Source organism: Novosphingobium meiothermophilum, assembly GCF_003171715.1.
GTDB lineage: Bacteria > Pseudomonadota > Alphaproteobacteria > Sphingomonadales > Sphingomonadaceae > Novosphingobium > Novosphingobium meiothermophilum.
In genome coordinates, this window is sequence record NZ_QGHL01000004.1 from 161105 (window position 1) to 178233 (window position 17129).

Consider the following 17129-nt stretch of genomic DNA (forward strand, 5'->3'; position numbering starts at 1 on the left):
AACCTCAGAACCGGTTGTCGCGCGGGAAACCGTTGGGCGGCAGGCGCCCGGCCGCACCGCGCGCCACCTTCCACGGCAGCAAGTCCTTCTCCACTCGCGTGCGTCCGCTCTCGCCGCCCATGGCCCATGACAGGCCATCTTCAAGCCGCAGCGTGGTGGCGTCCGAAAGCTCGCCATCCTTGTAGCGCTGCAAGGTCACGCCTTGCCCCTTGGCGAGGATCGGCACTTCAGAGAGCGCGAAGATGACCAGTTTGCGGTTCTCGCCGATCACGGCCACGTGGTCGTGTTCGGGGGCAATCTCGCGCACCACCACCAGTCTTACCCCCGGCTTGGTCGAAACAACGCCGCGCCCCTTTCGGGTTTCGGCAAGCAGTTCGTCCATCTCCGCGGCAAATCCGCGCCCGGTATTGGCTGCCAGCAGCAATTGTCCCTTGGGCTTGTAAACGGTCACGCCCACGATCTGCGCTTCGGGATCGATGTCCACCATGGTGCGGATCGGCTCGCCAAAGCCGCGCGCGCCCGGCAGTTTATCGGCGCCCAGCGTGTAGAAGCGGCCGTTGTCCACCGCCACCAGCAGCTTGTCGGTGGTCTGGCAGTGGAGGGCAAAGGCCGGACCATCGCCTTCCTTGAACTTGAAATCTCCATCAAGGGGGACATGCCCCTTTGCCGCCCTTATCCAGCCGCGCGCCGAAAGGATCACCGTGACCGGCTCTTTCTCGATCATCGCGTCCATGCTGAACTCGCGCAGCGGCGCGGCTTCGGCAATGGTCGTGCGGCGTCGGCCCAGCGGGGTGTCCTCGGCATAGTCCTTGCGCAGGGCCGCCAGATCGCGCTTCAACCGGGTGCGCTGGCGAGCCGGGCTGTCGAGCAGCTTCTGCAACTCGTCCTGCTCGGCCAGAAGATCATCGCGCTCGCGGCGCAGTTCCATCTCCTCCAGCTTGCGCAGGCTCCGCAGCCGCATGTTGAGAATGGCTTCGGCCTGCCGGTCGGTCAGCGCGAACTCGGCCATCATCACCGGCTTGGGTTCATCCTCGGTGCGGATGATCTCGATGATCCGGTCAAGGTTGAGATAGGCAATGATATAGCCTTCAAGCAGTTCCAGCCGCGCGGCGATCTTGTCGAGCCGATGCCGCGAACGGCGCAGCAGGATGTCGATCTGCGAGATAACCCATTCCTGTAGCACCAGCTTCAGCCCCAGCACGCCCGGCGTGCGCCGCGAATCGAGCACATTGAGGTTGAGACCGAAGCGCGTCTCAAGGTCGGTCAGCCGGTAGAGCGATTCCTTCAGCAGTTCGGGATCGACGTTGCGGCTCTTGGGCACGAGCACCAGCCGGATCTGCTCATCGCTTTCATCGCGCACGTCTTCGAGGATCGGCAGCTTCTTGTCGGCGATAAGCTGGGCGATCTGTTCGATCAGCTTGCTCTTCTGCACCATGTAGGGGATTTCGGAGACGACAAGCTGCCACTGCCCGCCACCCAGCTTCTCGATCCCCGTCTCTTCCCAGTTGCCCGCCGCGTCGCGGCCGGTGGAAAAGCGGGCGCGGACCCGGATCGAACCCTTGCCGCTCTCATAGGCTGCGGAAATCACCGCCGGACTGTCGACAATCAGGCCGCCGGTCGGCAGGTCAGGCCCGTGGAACACGTCCATCAACTGGCTGTGCTCGGCATGGGGATTGTCGATCAGCAGCAGCGCGGCATCAATGATCTCGGCCACGTTGTGGCTGGGAATGTTGGTGGCCATGCCAACCGCGATCCCGCTGGAACCATTCGCCAGCAGGTTGGGGAACAGGCCGGGAAAGATTTCCGGCTCTTCGTCCTCGCCGTTGTAGGTCGGCACGAAGTTGACCGTGCCTTCGTCCAGCCCTGCCATGAGCTGCATGGCAGTGCGGGTCAGCCGCGCTTCGGTATAGCGATAGGCTGCGGCATTATCGCCATCCACGTTGCCGAAGTTGCCCTGCCCTTCGACCAGCGGGTAACGCAGCGACCAGTCCTGCGCGAGGCGCACCATCGCATCATAGACCGACGCATCGCCATGCGGGTGATACTTGCCGATGACATCGCCCACCACGCGCGCCGATTTCTTGAAGGCGTCGTTGGGGTTCAGCTTCAACTGCCGCATTGCCCACAGCAGCCGCCTGTGCACCGGCTTTAGGCCATCGCGCAGGTCCGGCAGCGAACGCGCGGTGATTGTCGACAACGCATAGACGAGGTAGCGCTCCGACAGCGCGGAATCGAACGGGGCATCGACGATTGCGTCAAACGGATCGGGTTCTGTCGTTTCGGTCGCCATGGCACCAGCGTGCTAGCAACCCCGCCAGCATAACGAAAGCCGCCGATGGCCTGCATCCCCGGCAATCTGCGCGCATCATCCCTTCAGCCATAGACCTCGGCATAGAGCTGCTCGATTTCGGCCGCAGCGGGCACGCGCGGATTGTTGGCGGGCGATCCCGATGCAATGGCCTGCCGCGCCATTTCCGGCACGGCGGCAAACCAGCGCTCTCGGTCTATTCCGTGGCTGCGCGGCGTGGGCACGGCAAGATCACGGTTCAGCGCGGCCAGTTCATCAAGCAGGCGCGCCACCGCGGCCTTATCGCCCTCGCCTTCTGCCGCAACGCCCATGGCGCGGGCGCAATCGGCATAGCGCGCAAGCGCCGCAGGCGCGGAAAAAGCGGTGATAGCGGGCAAAAGCATGGCATTGGAAAGGCCGTGCGGCACATGGAAGAAGGCCCCCACCGGGCGGCTCATGCCGTGGACCAGCGCCACGCTGGCATTGGAAAAGGCGATGCCGGCATGGTGCGCACCCACCATCATGGCCTCGCGCGCATGGCGGTTCGCCGGTTCGGCACATGCGGTGCGGATATTGGTCGCAATCAGCTTCATCGCTGAAATCGCCATGGCATCGGAGAAGGGATTGGCCTTCACCGAAACATAGGCCTCGATCGCATGGGTCAGGGAATCTATGCCCGTATCGGCCGTCAGCCGCGCGGGCTTGGCCATGGTCAGTTCGAAATCGACGATCGCAATGGTGGGCAGGAAGGCAAGCCCTGCGCACAGCATCTTCTCGCTGGTAGCCTCGTCGGTGATGATGGTGAAGCGCGTCGCCTCCGATCCCGTGCCCGCCGTGGTCGGCACGGCGATGATTGGCAGGCCCGGCGCGTCAGTGAGGGCGGGCGCCTTCATCGTCTGGACTGGCCGCACGTCAAGCGCGAGCGCGGCAATGGCCTTGGCGGTGTCCATCGGGCTGCCGCCGCCAAAGCCGATCACGCAATCGCTGCCGCTCCAGCACAGGGCCTCCAGCGCCTGCTCCACCACTGCCACGGTGGGATCGGGCACGGTATCGGCAAAGACGGTGATCGTCATTCCCGCCTCGGCAAGCGGCCCGGTCATGCGGTCAATCATGCCGGAATCGGCCAGGAAGCGGTCCGTCACCACAAACGGGCGCGAAAGCCCGCACTGGGCCATGGCTTGCGGCAATTCGGCCAGTGTTCCGCCGCCAACCCGGATGATGCGGGGAAGATTGATCGTTGCCATGGCTTGCCTCTCCTCTTGCGGTGGAAACTCTCACCGCAACGGCCCCCTTTCGCAACCCTGCAAAGATGCAGGCCCGCGAAGAACGCTCAGAGGTTCTGCATGTCGTAGGCTTCGGCCGGGACATGCACCACAAGGCCGTCCAGCGCCTCGGTCAGTTCGATCTGGCAGGACAGGCGGCTGGTGCGCGTGACTCCGGCGGCAAGGTCGAGCATGTCTTCCTCGTCATCGACGGCGCCGGGCAGACGCTCGAACCATTCCGGCGCCACGATAACGTGGCAGGTAGAGCACGCCATCTGGCCTTCGCAGGTGCCTTCAAGCGGCATTCCCGCAATCTGGCCCACTTCCAGCAGCCGCTGCCCCGGCTCACCGCTTGCGGAAATCTTCTCGCCCTTGGCGGTGATGAAGGTGACGCTGACCATCCTCAAATGACTCCCTGCGCGCGCGCCGCAGCGTTGATCGCTGCCGCGGCCTGTTCCAGTTCATCATCCCCCGTATAGCGTCCGAAACCGATGCGGATCGCGCTTTTGCTATCCCTGTCGGAAAGTCCGATGGCGCGCAAGACATGGCTTGGCCTGCCGGAGCCGCTGGCGCAGGCCGACCCGGCAGAAAATGCCACACTGCGGCATTCCGACAACACCCGCGCCACATCCAGCCCCGGCAGGCGAAGATTCATGTTGCCGCGCCAGCGCGCCGTCTCGCTGCCGTTGAGCGTCCAGCCCGCAAAGAGCTGGCGCGCCTTGTGCCACAGGCTTTCCACATGCTGCCGATCCGTTTCCCACAGCCTTGTGCACAGCGCTGCGGCCGCACCGAAGCCCGCGCAAAGCGCGGGCGAAAGCGTTCCCGAACGCAAGCCCCCTTCCTGTCCGCCTCCGTGGATCAGCGCGTCGAGCTTCACCCCCTCGCGCACCCACAGCGCGCCTATGCCCTTGGGTCCGTAAAGCTTGTGCGCCGACAGGGCGATGAAATCGGCGCCGTCTGGCGCAGCAAGCTTGCCCGCCCCCTGCACCGCATCGCACGCGAACAACGCCCCCATGGCCTTCGCGCGTGCCGCCAGCGCCGAAACCGGCTGCACCGTGCCGATCTCGTTGTTGACCTGCATCACCGCGACAAGCCCCGTTCCATCAGGGATCGCGACATCAGGGCAAACCAGCCCTTCGCCATTGACCGGCAGCACCGCCACTGCCGGATCGATGAAGCGCGCTGTATCCAGCACGGCGGCATGTTCGATGGCCGAAACCGCAAGCCTGCGGCGTCCCGAACCGATCAGCGCCAGATTGATTGCCTCGGTCGCGCCTGAGGTAAAGACCACGCGCCCGCCCGGCGGCAGCAGCGCCGCCACCTGCTCGCGCGCCACTTCGACAGCAGCGGCGGCTGCCCGGCCATAACGGTGCGGGCTGTGCGGATTGGCAAACCCTGCGGCTTCCGGTCCGCAAAGCCACGGCAGCATGGCCTCTCGCGCTTCAGGGGCAAGCGGCGTGGTCGCCTGATAATCGAGGTAGATCACCCGCGGATCTCCTTCCAGACCTCGACGAACCGGGCGATTTCGGCATCGGTCGTCTCACGCCCGATGGACACGCGGATCACTTCGCCGGGGTGGGGATAACCCATCGCCGTCAGCACGTGGCTGGGCTTGAGCGATCCCGAAGAGCAGGCGCTGCCGGCCGAAACGGCGATGCCTGCCCCGTCGAAACGGATGAGCTGCGCCGCACTTGATCTGCCCGGCATCCGGTAGGCCGCGATCGTGGGGCTGCGCGGCGATGCGGCCGCCACGAGTTCCGCGCCGCAATCCACAAGGGCCTGCGTCAAACCATCGCGCAAATGCGATGCCCGCTTCATCCATGCGTTTCCGGCTTCCAGTGCGGCCACCATGCCCAGAACCAGCGGCAAAGCTTCGGTCCCGCCGCGATAGCCCCGCTCCTGACCGCCGCCTGGGGCGAGCAAGGCATAATCGCGCACCAGCAAGGCACCCACGCCCACCGGTCCGCCAAACTTGTGCGCCGCCAGGACCACCATGTCGGCATCGGGCAGGCCGATTTTTCCCGCGCCCTGCGCCGCATCGCACAGCACAATCCCGCCTGCCGCGCGTGCGATGGCGGCAACCTCCGCGATGTCCTGCACCACGCCGGTTTCACTGTTGACCTGCTGGACAACCACCAGCGCCGGTCCGCCCTTGTCCAGACGATCAGTCAGATCGGCCGTATCAATCAGCCCGCCCTGTCCCACCGGCAAGCGCGGCGCATCGCCGGCCACGCGCAAGGCCGCATCGTGCTCAACCGCCGAAGCCAGCACCTGTGCAACCTTCGCCCTGCCGATGGCCAGCGCCAGCGCCTCGCTTGCTCCGCTGGTGAAGATCACCTCTCCCTGCCAGCCCAGCAGGGCCTTGATGCGCGCCCTTGCCGTTTCGAGCGCGCTGCGCGCCGCACGGCCCGGAGCATGGGGGCTGGAAGGGTTTGCCCACAGACACCAGCCCTCCTGCATCGCCACCATCGCCTGAGGCAAAAGGGGCGTTGTCGCGGCATGATCGAGATAGACGGGATGTGATGGCAAGGGGCTGGTCCGGTTTGTCTGCAAAGATTGCTTTCGCGCGGCTCGTTTCTATATAGCGTGCACGAAATTCCCAAGCCCCGGCAGCCCTTGCCGTGCGGCCAGCACACAGGATAACCGGACAGGCAATGCCCGCAGTCATCTTTCCCGGCCCCGAAGGCCGCCTCGAAGGCCGTTTCCAGCCCGCCACCCGCCCGCGCGCGCCGGTCGCCATGATCCTGCACCCGCACCCGCAGGCCGGGGGCACGATGAACGATCGCATCACGCAGGCCCTTTACAAGACATTCGTCGCCCGCGGCTTTGCCACCCTGCGCTTCAACTTCCGCGGGGTTGGCCGCAGCCAGGGTTCGTTCGACAACGGCATCGGCGAGCTTTCGGATGCCGCCGCCGCGCTCGACTGGGTTCAGTCGATCCACCCGGAAGCCAGCACCACCTGGATTGCAGGCTATTCGTTCGGCGCGCTCATCGGGATGCAGCTCCTGATGCGACGCCCCGAAATCCGTGGTTTCATCTCGGTCTCGCCGCCTGCCAACATGTATGATTTCAGCTTCCTTGCCCCCTGCCCCGCATCCGGCATCATCGTGCAGGGCGCAGCCGATACGGTGGTCACGCCCAATTCGGTGCAGAAGCTGGTCGACAAGCTGCGCACCCAGAAGCACATCACCATCCACCACGATGAAGTGCCCCGCGCCAACCACTTCTTCGAGAACGAACTCGATGATCTGATGCGCTCGGTCGACAATTACCTCGACATGCGCCTTTCGCCGGATTGCCCGATCCGCTGATCGGGGCACCATGCGGCAAGACAGCTTGTCTTGCCGCGCCAGCACATTAGGCTCGCGGTCATTGCCCACGAAGGAGCACCGCGATCCCATGTGCGATGAACTGACCGAAACCGAAGCCGCCGCATGGCTGCTCAGCCGCCGTGCCTTCACCGCGCTGGGTGCAGGCGCGGCAACGCTTGGCGCTCTGCCGGGCTGCGCGGCCGCGCTCGACACGCCGCTTGCCAGCCGCAGCGTGGTAATCGAAACCGCCGATGGCAAGGCTGATGCCTTCTTCGTCCATCCGGCGCAAGGACGGCATCCCGCCGTCATCATGTGGCCTGACATTGCGGGCCTGCGCGATGCTTACAAGGCCATGGCAAGCAGGCTTGCGGCTTCTGGCTATGCGGTGCTGGCGGTCAACCAGTATTACCGCTCCGCTGCCGCACCGATCCTCGGCTCGCTGATGGAATGGCGCACGCCTGCCGGGCAGGAAAAACTGAAGCCGATGATTGCCGCCATCACGCCCGCCGGAACGGTTGCCGATGCTGCGGCCTTCGTCAGATGGCTCGACCAGCAGGCAGAGGTCGATACCGCGCGGCGCATCGGATCATGCGGTTACTGCATGGGCGGGCCTTTCGCCGTGCGCACCGCTTTTGCCAATCCGGTGCGCGTGGGCGCCGCTGCATCGTTTCACGGGGCTGGTCTGGCGGGCGATTCTCCCGACAGCCCGATCAACCTGCTGCCGCGCACCAATGCCGCCTATCTCATTGCCATCGCCGAAAATGACGATGCGCGCGCGCCCGACGAGAAGACCAAGCTGCGCGTCGCAGCCGACACCGCAGGCCGCCCGGCGGAGATCGAAGTCTATCCCGCCCAGCACGGCTGGTGCACGATCGATGCACCGGTTTATGACAAGGCGCAGGCAGACCGTGCGTGGGACCGGATGCTGGCGCTCTATCAGGCCAATCTGTAAGCCGGGATCAGGCCGTGCCTTGCGTCTTGCGGTCGGCAGAGCGAGCCCACCCGATCGCTGCCACCCAGGTAACAGCGCCGCCCAGCAGATCGACGACGTAATGCCCGCCGATCACGATGGAAGACACCGTGACCAGAGCCGCCCAGACAAACGCGACCATTGACGCAAGGCCAGCGCCGCGCAGAGCATAGGGCGCCATGAGGGCCATGACCATGTGAAACGACGGGAAAGTGACAATTCCTTCCACCTTGGCAAGGTCGAAAACCGCGGAGGGATGGTTCCGGTAATAGTCCACTATCGGCATGTGGAAGTTCCCGGCTGACTTCGGCAGACCGGCAATGCCTTCGATGCCGTGATGGACGGTGCTGCCCAGCGCCGGAAAGCCGATGGATACTGTCGCCGCCAGCACGATGCAGAACGTGAAAGAGAAGACGAGTTCCGAGGCCCGCGCCCGCCGCCCGCCTGCCGCCAGAACCAGCGCCAGAACCATGCAGACCGGCATCGCGGTGCTGTAGATCACGCCGAGCAGTCGGGCGAAGGCAGGATATGCGGCGAAGGCGGCAACAATATCGGGCGCACGGATGCCAAGCGCAAGATCCGCCCCGCTCAGGGCAGCATCAATATTGGCAGCGCCGAGCCTCAGGCTCGCGTGGCTGATGAATGCCGCCAGCAGGGCCGCCGCGATCAAGGTGGCCAGTGTCCCGCAGGTGGCGGCAATCCGTTCTTCGGCGCGATACGCCGTGTAATAGAACTCCGCGCCCACCAGCGCCATCGCAAGGCCAAGCAATGGCCCGACATTTGTCACGGAAATACCTATGCCGCTTGCCGCCAGAATCAGGAGTGCGATCAGGAACCCGCAGGCGATGACGAGCCAGCTTGCCCGATGAGATGGCGAACCGACGCAGCCCCCCACGTCCAGCGTCTTCGGGGCAATAGCTGGTGCATCATCAAGGGCAATCGGGGGCATGGCGATGGCCTAGGCCATCATGATTAAGAAGTGCTTTCATGCCGCGCCTCGGCGCGCAGTCTTGACCATACCCTGAACGGGAAAGGCCCGCCGTTTCGGGCGGGCCGTTTTGCGTCAATCAGCCCGCGGCGAGCTGCTGTTCAAGTTCGCCCAGCACCCGGTAGCAGTCGAGCACCTTGGCGACGGAGCTGTTCGGCTCGCGGCCTTCACGGATCGCGGCGATGAACTCGCGGTCCTGCAATTCGATGCCGTTCATGCTGACGTCCACCCTGGAAACGTCGATCGGCTCTTCCTTGCCGTTCACCAGATCATCATAGCGCGCGATGTAGGTTGCCGTGTCGCCAATGTAGCGGAAGAAGGTGCCCAGCGGCCCATCGTTGTTGAACGAAAGCGACAAGGTGCAGATCGCGCCGGTTTCGCTCTTGAGCTGGATCGACATGTCCATGGCAATGCCCAGTTCGGGGTGGATCGGCCCCTGAATGGCGTTGGCCTTCACGATCTTGCCGGTCTGATAGGCGAAAAGGTCAACCGTGTGCGCAGCATGGTGCCACAGCAGGTGATCGGTCCACGAACGCGGCTCGCCCTTGGCGTTCATGTTCTTGCGGCGGAAGAAGTAGGTCTGGACATCCATCTGCTGGACGTTGAACTCGCCCGCCTTGATCCGGTTGTGCACATACTGGTGCGACGGATTGAAGCGGCGCGTGTGGCCCACCATGCACACCTTGCCGGTTTCCTGGCCTACACGCAGCACTTCCTGCGAATCCGCCCAGCTGTCGGCCAGCGGAATCTCCACCTGAACGTGCTTGCCCGCCTTCATGCAGGCGATGGCCTGCGCCGCGTGCATCTGCGTCGGTGTGCACAGGATGACGGCGTCCACATCATCGCGCGCCAGTGCCTCGTCGAGTTCGGTGCCCGAATGCCCTGCACCATACTTCTCGGCCACGGCCGCGGCCTGTTCGGCCCGGCGGCTGATGATCGAGACGATCTCGACGCCTTCGATGTTCTTCAGGCCATCGAGATGCTTTTCACCGAAAGCGCCTGCGCCTGCCAGAGCAATACGCATGTCTTGTCCCTTTCTTGAAAAAGGACCGGGCAGCCACGGTGGCCGCCCGGCGAGGGTGGATGGGGTTGAAACTCAGTCTGCCGGTTCGAGCACGATGTGCCCGATCGCCGTGTTGCTGCACGGAATGTGATAGTGGCGGTTTAGGCGCTTCACCTTCTTGCCCAGCGCGCCGCGCATGATGAGCCACATGACCATCTCGATGCCTTCCGATCCGGTCTCGCGCAGATATTCGATATGCGGGATGTGGCGCACTTCATCGTTGTCGGCTTCCAGCATATCGAGGAAGCGATTGTCCCATTCGCGGTTCAGCAGGCCAGCGCGCGGTCCCTGAAGCTGGTGGCTCATGCCACCCGTGCCCCAGATCTGCACGTTGAGGTCTTCGGGGAAGCTTTCCACCGCACGGGCGATCGCCTCGCCCAGCGCCCAGCAGCGGTTGCCCGAAGGCACCGGATAGGTAACGACGTTGACCGCCAGCGGCACAACCTTGCACGGCCACTTTTCGGGCTGGCCGAACATCATCGAAAGCGGCACGGTCAGCCCGTGGTCCACGTCCATCTCGTTGATGATGGTCATGTCGAAATCTTCGAGGATCAGGCTCTGCGCGATATGCCAGGCGAGGTCGGCATGGCCTTCCACGTCCGGCACCGGGCGCGGCCCCCAGCCTTCGTCGGCAGGCTTGTAACGCTCGCCGCAACCAATGGCGAACGTGGGAATGATATTCGCGTCGAAAGCCGAGGCATGATCGTTATAGACAAGGATCACCACATCGGGTTTCTCGCGCCTTTCCCACTCGCGCGTCCATTCATAGCCCTTGAAGATCGGGCCGAAATAATCGTCCTGCCATTTGCCCTGATCGACAGCGACACCCAGCAGCGGAACGTGGCTGGAGCCTACGCCAGCAGTAATCCTGGCCATCAGTAGCCTCCCTTTATGGAACGGTTGCCTTCGGGCGAGCGGCCCCCGTCAAGCATCATCTGGCGATATTCCGGCCAGGTCATGTCGGTCATCGTGCTGACCGCCTCGGCAAAGGGCAGGCCGTCGGTCGAGAACAGCTTGGACAGGAAATAGACGTTACCGCCAAGGTCAAGCAGGGTGTTGTAATCGCGCGCGAGGATCGCCTGCTTGGCCTGTTCGGAGATGTTCCATTCATCCAGATAGGCGCGCTCATCGGCCTTGAAGCGCTCTCGGTTCTCGCTCTTCATCAGGCTCATCGCGAACTGGTTGATCCAGTAACCCTTGCGCGCACGGGCCGCCGTGAAGACGCGGGTCCCCGGAATATCCTCGAACTCGGCAAGGTATTCGTGAATGTTCTGCCTGGGCTTGTCGTGTGTCACAGCCCCCTCTCCTTCAGCTTGGCGTCGAGTCGCGGAAACACGCGGCGCGCGTTGCCCTCGAAGATCGCGTGGCGTTCAGCGTCCGAGATGTCGAGCGCGTCGATGTAGCGTTTGGTATCGTCGAAATAGTGCCCGGTCGTAGGATCGATCCCGCGCACCGCGCCCACCATTTCGGAACCGAACAGGATGTTCTTGGTCTCGATCACGTCTGCCAGCAGGTTGATCCCCGGCTGATGATAGACGCAGGTATCGAAATAGATATTGTTCATCAGGTGCGTGTCGAGCGATGGCTTCTTGAGCATGTCGGCCAGACCGCGATAGCGCCCCCAGTGATAGGGCACCGCGCCGCCGCCATGCGGGATGATGAAGCGCAGGGTCGGGAACCTGCTGAACAGGTCGCCCTCCAGAAGCTGCATGAAGGCGATGGTATCGGCCGCGATATAGTATCCGCCGGTTGCGTGCATGGCCGGGTTGCATGACCCCGAAACATGGATCATCGCGGGCACGTCCAGTTCCACCATCTTCTCGTAGAACGGGAACCAGTATTCGTCCGTCAGGGGCGGATGTCTGAAATGCCCGCCGCCCGGATCGGGATTGAGATTGCAGCCAATGAAGCCCAGTTCGTTCACGCAGCGATCAAGCTCGGCAATCGAACTGGTCATGTCGGCTTCGGGCGATTGCGGCAACATGCACACGCCCGCGAAGGTTTCGGGGTAAAGCCCCACCACGCGCGCGATCAGGTCGTTGCAGACCTGCGCCCACTTCACCGCGACCGACTGGTCGCCCACGTGCGGAGCCATGGCCGAGGCACGCGGCGAGAATATCGTCATGTCCGCGCCGCGCTCCTTCAGCAGGCGCAACTGGTTGGATTCGATCGTCTCGCGGATCTCGTCGTCGGAGATTTCGGGATAGGGCGGACACTCGGTCCCGGCCTTGAACGCGGCCTTCTGCTTCTCGCGCCACTCGTCGTGCGCCTTTGGCAGCACGGTGTAATGGCCGTGGCAGTCGATAATCATGGTCATGCCACTTCGGTCCTCTTTGCGGTAAACGGTAATGTCCTGCCCGCCAGTTCGCGCTGGCGCTGCACTGTGCCACGGGTCATCACCGGTTCAACTCCCAGCGATTCCAGCGTCTTGGCGCTTTCTTCCATCTCGGCGGCGCGCCGCAGCCCATGCGTGGTCATGCGTTCGATGTTGTATTCGGCGCGGCCGAACCAGCTCTGCGCCTTCTCGCTTGCATCAAGCGAGGCCAGCACTTCGTCCACCACGCCGGCCTTCGTTGCCGCCAGCATCATTTCGGCCGTCAGCGCCTCGATGCCTTTCACCATGACCGAACGGATCATCTTGATCGCGCTGGCCCGGCCAATGTCATCGCCCACGACCCGCGTATTGGCAAAACCCGCAGCCCGCAGCCGAGCCGCGGCCTCGGCGGCATGGGGTCCGGAAACCAGCAGCGGCACATTCATCCGTGCCGGGTTCACCGGCGCCAGCACAGCCACATCGACATAGCGCCCGCCTGCGGCATCGATCACTCCGGCCGCAGACCGCTTGGTATCGGGCGCTACCGAGTTCATGTCGCACCACAGCGCGCCGGGCTTGAGCAGCGGGGCATAATCATGCGCGGCAGCAAGCGCCGAATCCGCCGTGACCAGCGAGAGCACGAGATCGGCATCCCCAAGCGCATCCTGCGCCTCGGCGCAGACCACCACGCCCGCCGCTTCCATCGCCTTGCGCCGCGCCGGATCGATATCGAACGCCAGCGCCGCGGATTGCCAGCCTGCCGCCTTGGCAAAGGTCGCCCCGGCCTCACCGAAGCCTATCAGGGCAATTGTGAAATCGGGGATGCTGTCCATGCCGCCGGTCCTGCGTCGGACCCGCCATCCAAACAAATGCAAAGATCGCCGCAGGTATAAGTTTATGCGAACCCTTCGCTCGCCACCTCGCGCAGGATTGCCACGAACGCCGCCTGCGAGCCGGTCGGCCGCCAGCCTTCTCGCGTGGTGATGCCGATGGTCCGCGCCACCGGCACCGGCGGCGGCAGCGTGGCCAGCACGCCCGCGTCCAGTTCCACCGCCAGTTGCGCCGGGGACAGCAGGGTCAGCGCGTCAGATCCCAGCAGCAATTGCCGCACCGTCAGCACCGATCCGCACTCGATCCCCACGCGCGGCGGCTCTGCCCCGGCCGCGCGCATCATACCCTCCCAGTAATGGCGCAACGGCGTGTCGCTGGCAGGCAGAATCCACGGAAACGCTGCCAGCGCCGGCCCGTCGATCACGCGCGAAAGCAGAGGATGCCCGCTGCGCATGACCAGCGCGGGCCGGTCCTCGAACACGGCCTCCTGCCGCAGATCGTCGACTGATGCCGCATCCCTGAGCGCGCCGAGCATGAGGTCCACTTCCCCGTCCCTGAGCGGCCCGGCCAGCTCGGCATGGCTGCCTTCCACCACCGCCACATCCACCCCCGGATGGATCGCAGCAAAGCGCAGGATCGTTTCCGGCAGCCACCGCGCCCGGCTGAGCGGCATGGCCCCCACCACGATGCGCCCTGCCGCCTTGCCCTGCCACGCAGCCACTTCGGCAAGGCCGCTGCGCAGCTCCGCCATCGCCAGACCGAAGCCGCGTGCGCGCCGCTCTCCGGCCGGTGTCAGCATGACCGAACGCCCGCGCCGGTCCACCAGCCGCTGCCCCAGCGCCACCGACAGGTCCGCCACTGCACGGTGCAGCGATGCAGAGGAAAGGCCCGTCGCTTCTGCCGCCACGGCATAGGAGCCGGCCCGCGCCAGCGCCAGGAATGCGCGCAATTGCGCGCCCGTCACGCGCGGGCTGCCTACATGGGCAATCGCCGCCTCTGCGCGCGGGGCCAGAAGCAGCGCCGGTTCGGTCGGCGTCATGCCCGCAGGCCCGCGCTCGAACAGCGCGCACCCCAGATCGGCTTCAAGCCGCGCAATCGCCTGCGTCAGCGCGGGCTGCGTCAGGTTCACCGCCCGCGCAGCGCGCGTCACGCTGCCATGGCGCACCGTGGCGGCAAAGGCCGCCCAATGCCGCATGTTGAAGGCGTTCCGAATGTTCATGGCCGAAGATTCATGGTCGGATACTCAATGGCCGGATATTCATGAAATGAGATTGCATTTCCATCATCTTAGTATTTCCTTATGCCTCATGCCAAGAATTGCATTGGTTCCCCGCGCCCCGCAGTCGCATGGAACGCACGATCCGTTTTTGCATGGGAGCCGCCAAATGTCGGGAATCGTCGTCCAGAACATCGAACGTGCCGATCCAGACGTCATCGATGGCCTTGCCGCCTGCGGCGTCGCCACGGTCCACGAAGCGCAGGGGCGCACCGGCCTGCTCGCCTCCTACATGCGCCCGATCTATCCCGGCGCGCGCATCGCGGGCAGCGCCGTCACCATCAGCGCGCCTCCGGGCGACAACTGGATGGTGCATGTCGCCATTGAACAGCTTCAGGGCGGAGACATCCTCCTGCTCGCGCCGACAAGCCCTTGCGAAGACGGCTATTTCGGCGACCTTCTGGCCACGAGCGCGCAGGCGCGCGGCTGCCGCGGTCTGGTGATCGATGCCGGGGTGCGTGACGTGCGCGATCTCACCGAAATGCAGTTCCCCGTCTGGTCCAAGGCCATCTGCGCGCAGGGCACGGTCAAGAACACGCTGGGCAGCGTCAATGTCCCCGTGGTCTGTGCCAACGCCCTGGTGAACCCCGGCGACGTGATCGTCGCCGATGATGACGGCGTATGCGTCGTCCCGCGCGAGAAGGCCGCCGAAGTGCTCAAGGCGGCAAGGCTGCGCGAAGCCAACGAAGGTGAAAAGCGCGCAAAACTGGCCGCAGGCGTCCTCGGCCTCGACATGTACAAGATGCGCGAGCGGCTGGAGAAGGAAGGTCTCCGGTATGTCTGACGGCACCGGTGGCGTGCCGTGCATGTGGATGCGCGGGGGCACGTCAAAGGGCGGCTATTTCCTGAAGGACGATCTGCCGCACGATACCGCCGCGCGCGATGCCTTGCTGCTGGCCGTGATGGGCAGCCCGGACCCCCGGCAGATTGACGGCATGGGCGGTGCCGATCCGCTGACCAGCAAGGTCGCGGTCGTCTCGAAGTCCAGCCGCGAGGGCATCGATATCGATTACCTGTTCCTTCAGGTCTTCGTCGATCAGGCTATCGTGACCGACGCGCAAAACTGCGGCAACATCCTTGCAGGCGTCGGTCCCTTTGCCATCGAACGCGGCCTTGTGGCCCCCACCGGCGATGAAACCCGCGTTGCCATTTACATGGAAAACACCGGGCAGGTCGCGGTGGCCACGGTCTGCACGCCGGGCGGCCGTGTATCCTACGCTGGCGATGCGCGGATCGACGGAGTGCCCGGCTCGCACGCTCCGGTCCCGCTGGAGTTTCGCGATACCGCCGGTTCATCGTGCGGCGCGCTGCTGCCCAGCGGCAACGCGGTGGATGTGGTAAACGGCGTGCCCGTTACCCTGATCGACAACGGCATGCCCTGCGTGGTGATGAAGGCCGCAGACCTTGGCGTGACCGGCTACGAGGACCGTGACTGGCTGGACACTGCGGCAGACCTGAAGGCACGGATCGAGGCCATCCGCCTGATCGCCGGGCCGATGATGAACCTTGGCGACGTGAAGGAAAAATCGGTCCCCAAGATGATGCTCGTGGCCCCGCCAAGGCACGGCGGAGCGGTTACGGTGCGCAGCTTCATTCCGCACCGCGCCCACGCCACCATCGGCGTGCTCGGCGCCGTCAGCGTGGCAACGGCCTGCCTCATCCCCGGCTCGCCCGCAGCCGAAGTCGCCTCGATCCCCGAAGGCAGCCGCAAGCTGCTTTCAGTCGAACACCCGACCGGCGAGATGAGCTGCGTTCTCGAAGTGGACGAGAGCGGCGAGGTCCGCACCGCCGCCCTGCTGCGCACGGCGCGCAAGCTGATGGATGGAGTAGTATTCGCATGAGCACCGACGGACGCATCATCAGCTGGCACGCCAATCCCAGCAAGCCCCGCTATACGCCTCCGCCGGGCGCGGTGGACGCGCATTGCCACGTCTTCGGCCCCATGGCGCAATTCCCGTTCAGCCCGAAGGCAAAGTATCTGCCGCAGGACGCCGGACCTGACATGCTCTTCGCCCTGCGCGATCATCTGGGCTTTGCGCGCAACGTTATCGTTCAGGCAAGCTGCCACGGAACCGACAATGCGGCCACGCTCGATGCCATCGCCAGGTCCGGCGGACGGGCGCGCGGTGTCGCGGTGGTCGATCCCGGCATTTCCGAAGCGGGGCTGGAAGCCCTGCATCAGGGCGGCATTCGCGGCATCCGCTTCAACTTCCTCAAGCGCCTTGTCGATGATGCGCCCAAGGACAGGTTCCTCGAAGTCGCGCAGCGTCTGCCTGTGGGCTGGCACGTGGTCATCTACTTCGAAGCCGATATCCTTGAGGAACTGCGCCCGTTCATGGATGCCATTCCGGTGCCGCTGGTGGTCGATCACATGGGCCGCCCCGACGTGCGGCAAGGGCCGGATGGCGCCGACATGAGGGCGTTTCGACGCCTGCTCGACAGCCGCGAGGACATATGGTTCAAGGCAACCTGCCCGGACCGCCTCGATGCAATCAAGGAAGGCGGCGCGGGCGATCCGTGGGACGCCTTTGCCCATGCCGTCGCGCCGCTCGTGGCCGATTATCAGGACCGCGTGCTGTGGGGCACCGACTGGCCGCACCCCAACATGGAAACCGAAATCCCAGACGACGGCCACCTGGTCGACATGATTCCGCGCATAGCCCCCACGGCCGAATTGCAGCGCAAGCTTCTGGTCGACAACCCGATGCGTCTCTACTGGCCCGAAGAAGCGACAGGCTGAGGCCGCACAGGAATGCGTTAACCCTTGCAAGTGCCGGGATTGCAGGCAACTTTCCCGGTTGCTGACAATGCCCGGCAACATTCCTTG

General features: G+C 64.6%; 17 protein-coding genes. 5 read left to right on the top strand and 12 right to left on the bottom strand.

The features are described from left to right. Window positions 1-4: 4 nt before the first annotated feature. From parC to DKM43_RS01165, 5 genes are all read right to left on the bottom strand, one after another. Complete coding sequence (gene parC, locus DKM43_RS01145; protein ID WP_109796642.1) at window positions 5-2290, bottom strand: DNA topoisomerase IV subunit A; 2286 nt, start codon at window positions 2288-2290, stop codon at window positions 5-7. An 83-nt stretch (window positions 2291-2373) separates the two neighbouring features. Then, window positions 2374-3531 carry an iron-containing alcohol dehydrogenase gene (locus tag DKM43_RS01150; RefSeq protein WP_109796643.1) on the bottom strand — a complete coding sequence of 386 codons (1158 nt, stop codon included), beginning with the start codon at window positions 3529-3531 and terminating at the stop codon, window positions 2374-2376. Between the two features lie 86 nt (window positions 3532-3617). Then, window positions 3618-3950, bottom strand: coding sequence for a 2Fe-2S iron-sulfur cluster-binding protein (locus DKM43_RS01155; protein ID WP_109796644.1), 333 nt, complete (start codon window positions 3948-3950; stop codon window positions 3618-3620). A 2-nt stretch (window positions 3951-3952) separates the two neighbouring features. Continuing rightward, window positions 3953-5035, bottom strand: coding sequence for a cysteine desulfurase family protein (locus DKM43_RS01160; protein WP_109796645.1), 1083 nt, complete (start codon window positions 5033-5035; stop codon window positions 3953-3955). Next, window positions 5032-6078, bottom strand: coding sequence for a cysteine desulfurase family protein (locus tag DKM43_RS01165; RefSeq protein ID WP_109796646.1), 1047 nt, complete (start codon window positions 6076-6078; stop codon window positions 5032-5034). Before DKM43_RS01165 ends, DKM43_RS01160 begins: the two co-directional genes overlap by 4 nt. A 125-nt stretch (window positions 6079-6203) precedes the next feature. Between DKM43_RS01165 and DKM43_RS01170 the strand changes: the two genes are divergently transcribed. After that, on the top strand, window positions 6204-6860 hold the full coding sequence (locus tag DKM43_RS01170) for an alpha/beta hydrolase (RefSeq protein WP_109796647.1): 657 nt from the start codon (window positions 6204-6206) through the stop codon (window positions 6858-6860). An 88-nt stretch (window positions 6861-6948) separates the two neighbouring features. Beyond that, on the top strand, window positions 6949-7812 hold the full coding sequence (locus tag DKM43_RS01175) for a dienelactone hydrolase family protein (RefSeq protein ID WP_109796648.1): 864 nt from the start codon (window positions 6949-6951) through the stop codon (window positions 7810-7812). A 7-nt stretch (window positions 7813-7819) separates the two neighbouring features. Here DKM43_RS01175 and DKM43_RS01180 read toward each other — a convergent pair whose 3' ends face one another. From DKM43_RS01180 to DKM43_RS01210, 7 genes are all read right to left on the bottom strand, one after another. Then, window positions 7820-8779 carry a phosphatase PAP2 family protein gene (locus DKM43_RS01180; protein WP_109796649.1) on the bottom strand — a complete coding sequence of 320 codons (960 nt, stop codon included), beginning with the start codon at window positions 8777-8779 and terminating at the stop codon, window positions 7820-7822. A 118-nt stretch (window positions 8780-8897) separates the two neighbouring features. Then, window positions 8898-9842, bottom strand: coding sequence for a Gfo/Idh/MocA family oxidoreductase (locus tag DKM43_RS01185; RefSeq protein WP_109796650.1), 945 nt, complete (start codon window positions 9840-9842; stop codon window positions 8898-8900). Window positions 9843-9914: 72 nt separating this feature from the next. Then, the gene (locus DKM43_RS01190) at window positions 9915-10757 is read right to left on the bottom strand and encodes a class III extradiol dioxygenase subunit beta (protein WP_109796651.1); all 843 of its coding nucleotides are present in this window, start codon (window positions 10755-10757) and stop codon (window positions 9915-9917) included. Beyond that, entirely contained in the window at window positions 10757-11176 is a 420-nt protein-coding gene (gene ligA, locus DKM43_RS01195) for a protocatechuate 4,5-dioxygenase subunit alpha (RefSeq protein WP_109796652.1), read from the bottom strand. Before ligA ends, DKM43_RS01190 begins: the two co-directional genes overlap by 1 nt. After that, window positions 11173-12198, bottom strand: a complete 1026-nt coding sequence (locus DKM43_RS01200) for an amidohydrolase family protein (protein WP_109796653.1) — start codon at window positions 12196-12198, stop codon at window positions 11173-11175. Before DKM43_RS01200 ends, ligA begins: the two co-directional genes overlap by 4 nt. Then, entirely contained in the window at window positions 12195-13028 is an 834-nt protein-coding gene (locus DKM43_RS01205; RefSeq protein ID WP_109796654.1) for an NAD(P)-dependent oxidoreductase, read from the bottom strand. The genes DKM43_RS01200 and DKM43_RS01205 overlap by 4 nt, the downstream gene beginning before the upstream one ends. Window positions 13029-13090: 62 nt before the next feature. Then, on the bottom strand, window positions 13091-14245 hold the full coding sequence (locus DKM43_RS01210) for a LysR family transcriptional regulator (RefSeq protein WP_109796655.1): 1155 nt from the start codon (window positions 14243-14245) through the stop codon (window positions 13091-13093). A 166-nt stretch (window positions 14246-14411) separates the two neighbouring features. Here DKM43_RS01210 and ligK point away from each other — a divergent pair, with 166 nt between their 5' ends. Genes ligK through DKM43_RS01225 form a run of 3 tightly spaced genes read left to right on the top strand, consistent with a single transcriptional unit; the run spans window position 14412 to window position 17042 of the window. After that, window positions 14412-15086, top strand: a complete 675-nt coding sequence (gene ligK, locus DKM43_RS01215) for a 4-carboxy-4-hydroxy-2-oxoadipate aldolase/oxaloacetate decarboxylase (RefSeq protein ID WP_109796656.1) — start codon at window positions 14412-14414, stop codon at window positions 15084-15086. Further along, window positions 15079-16143 carry a 4-oxalomesaconate tautomerase gene (locus DKM43_RS01220; RefSeq protein ID WP_109796657.1) on the top strand — a complete coding sequence of 355 codons (1065 nt, stop codon included), beginning with the start codon at window positions 15079-15081 and terminating at the stop codon, window positions 16141-16143. The genes ligK and DKM43_RS01220 overlap by 8 nt, the downstream gene beginning before the upstream one ends. After that, the gene (locus tag DKM43_RS01225; protein ID WP_109796658.1) at window positions 16140-17042 is read left to right on the top strand and encodes an amidohydrolase family protein; all 903 of its coding nucleotides are present in this window, start codon (window positions 16140-16142) and stop codon (window positions 17040-17042) included. The genes DKM43_RS01220 and DKM43_RS01225 overlap by 4 nt, the downstream gene beginning before the upstream one ends. Window positions 17043-17129: the final 87 nt, after the last annotated feature.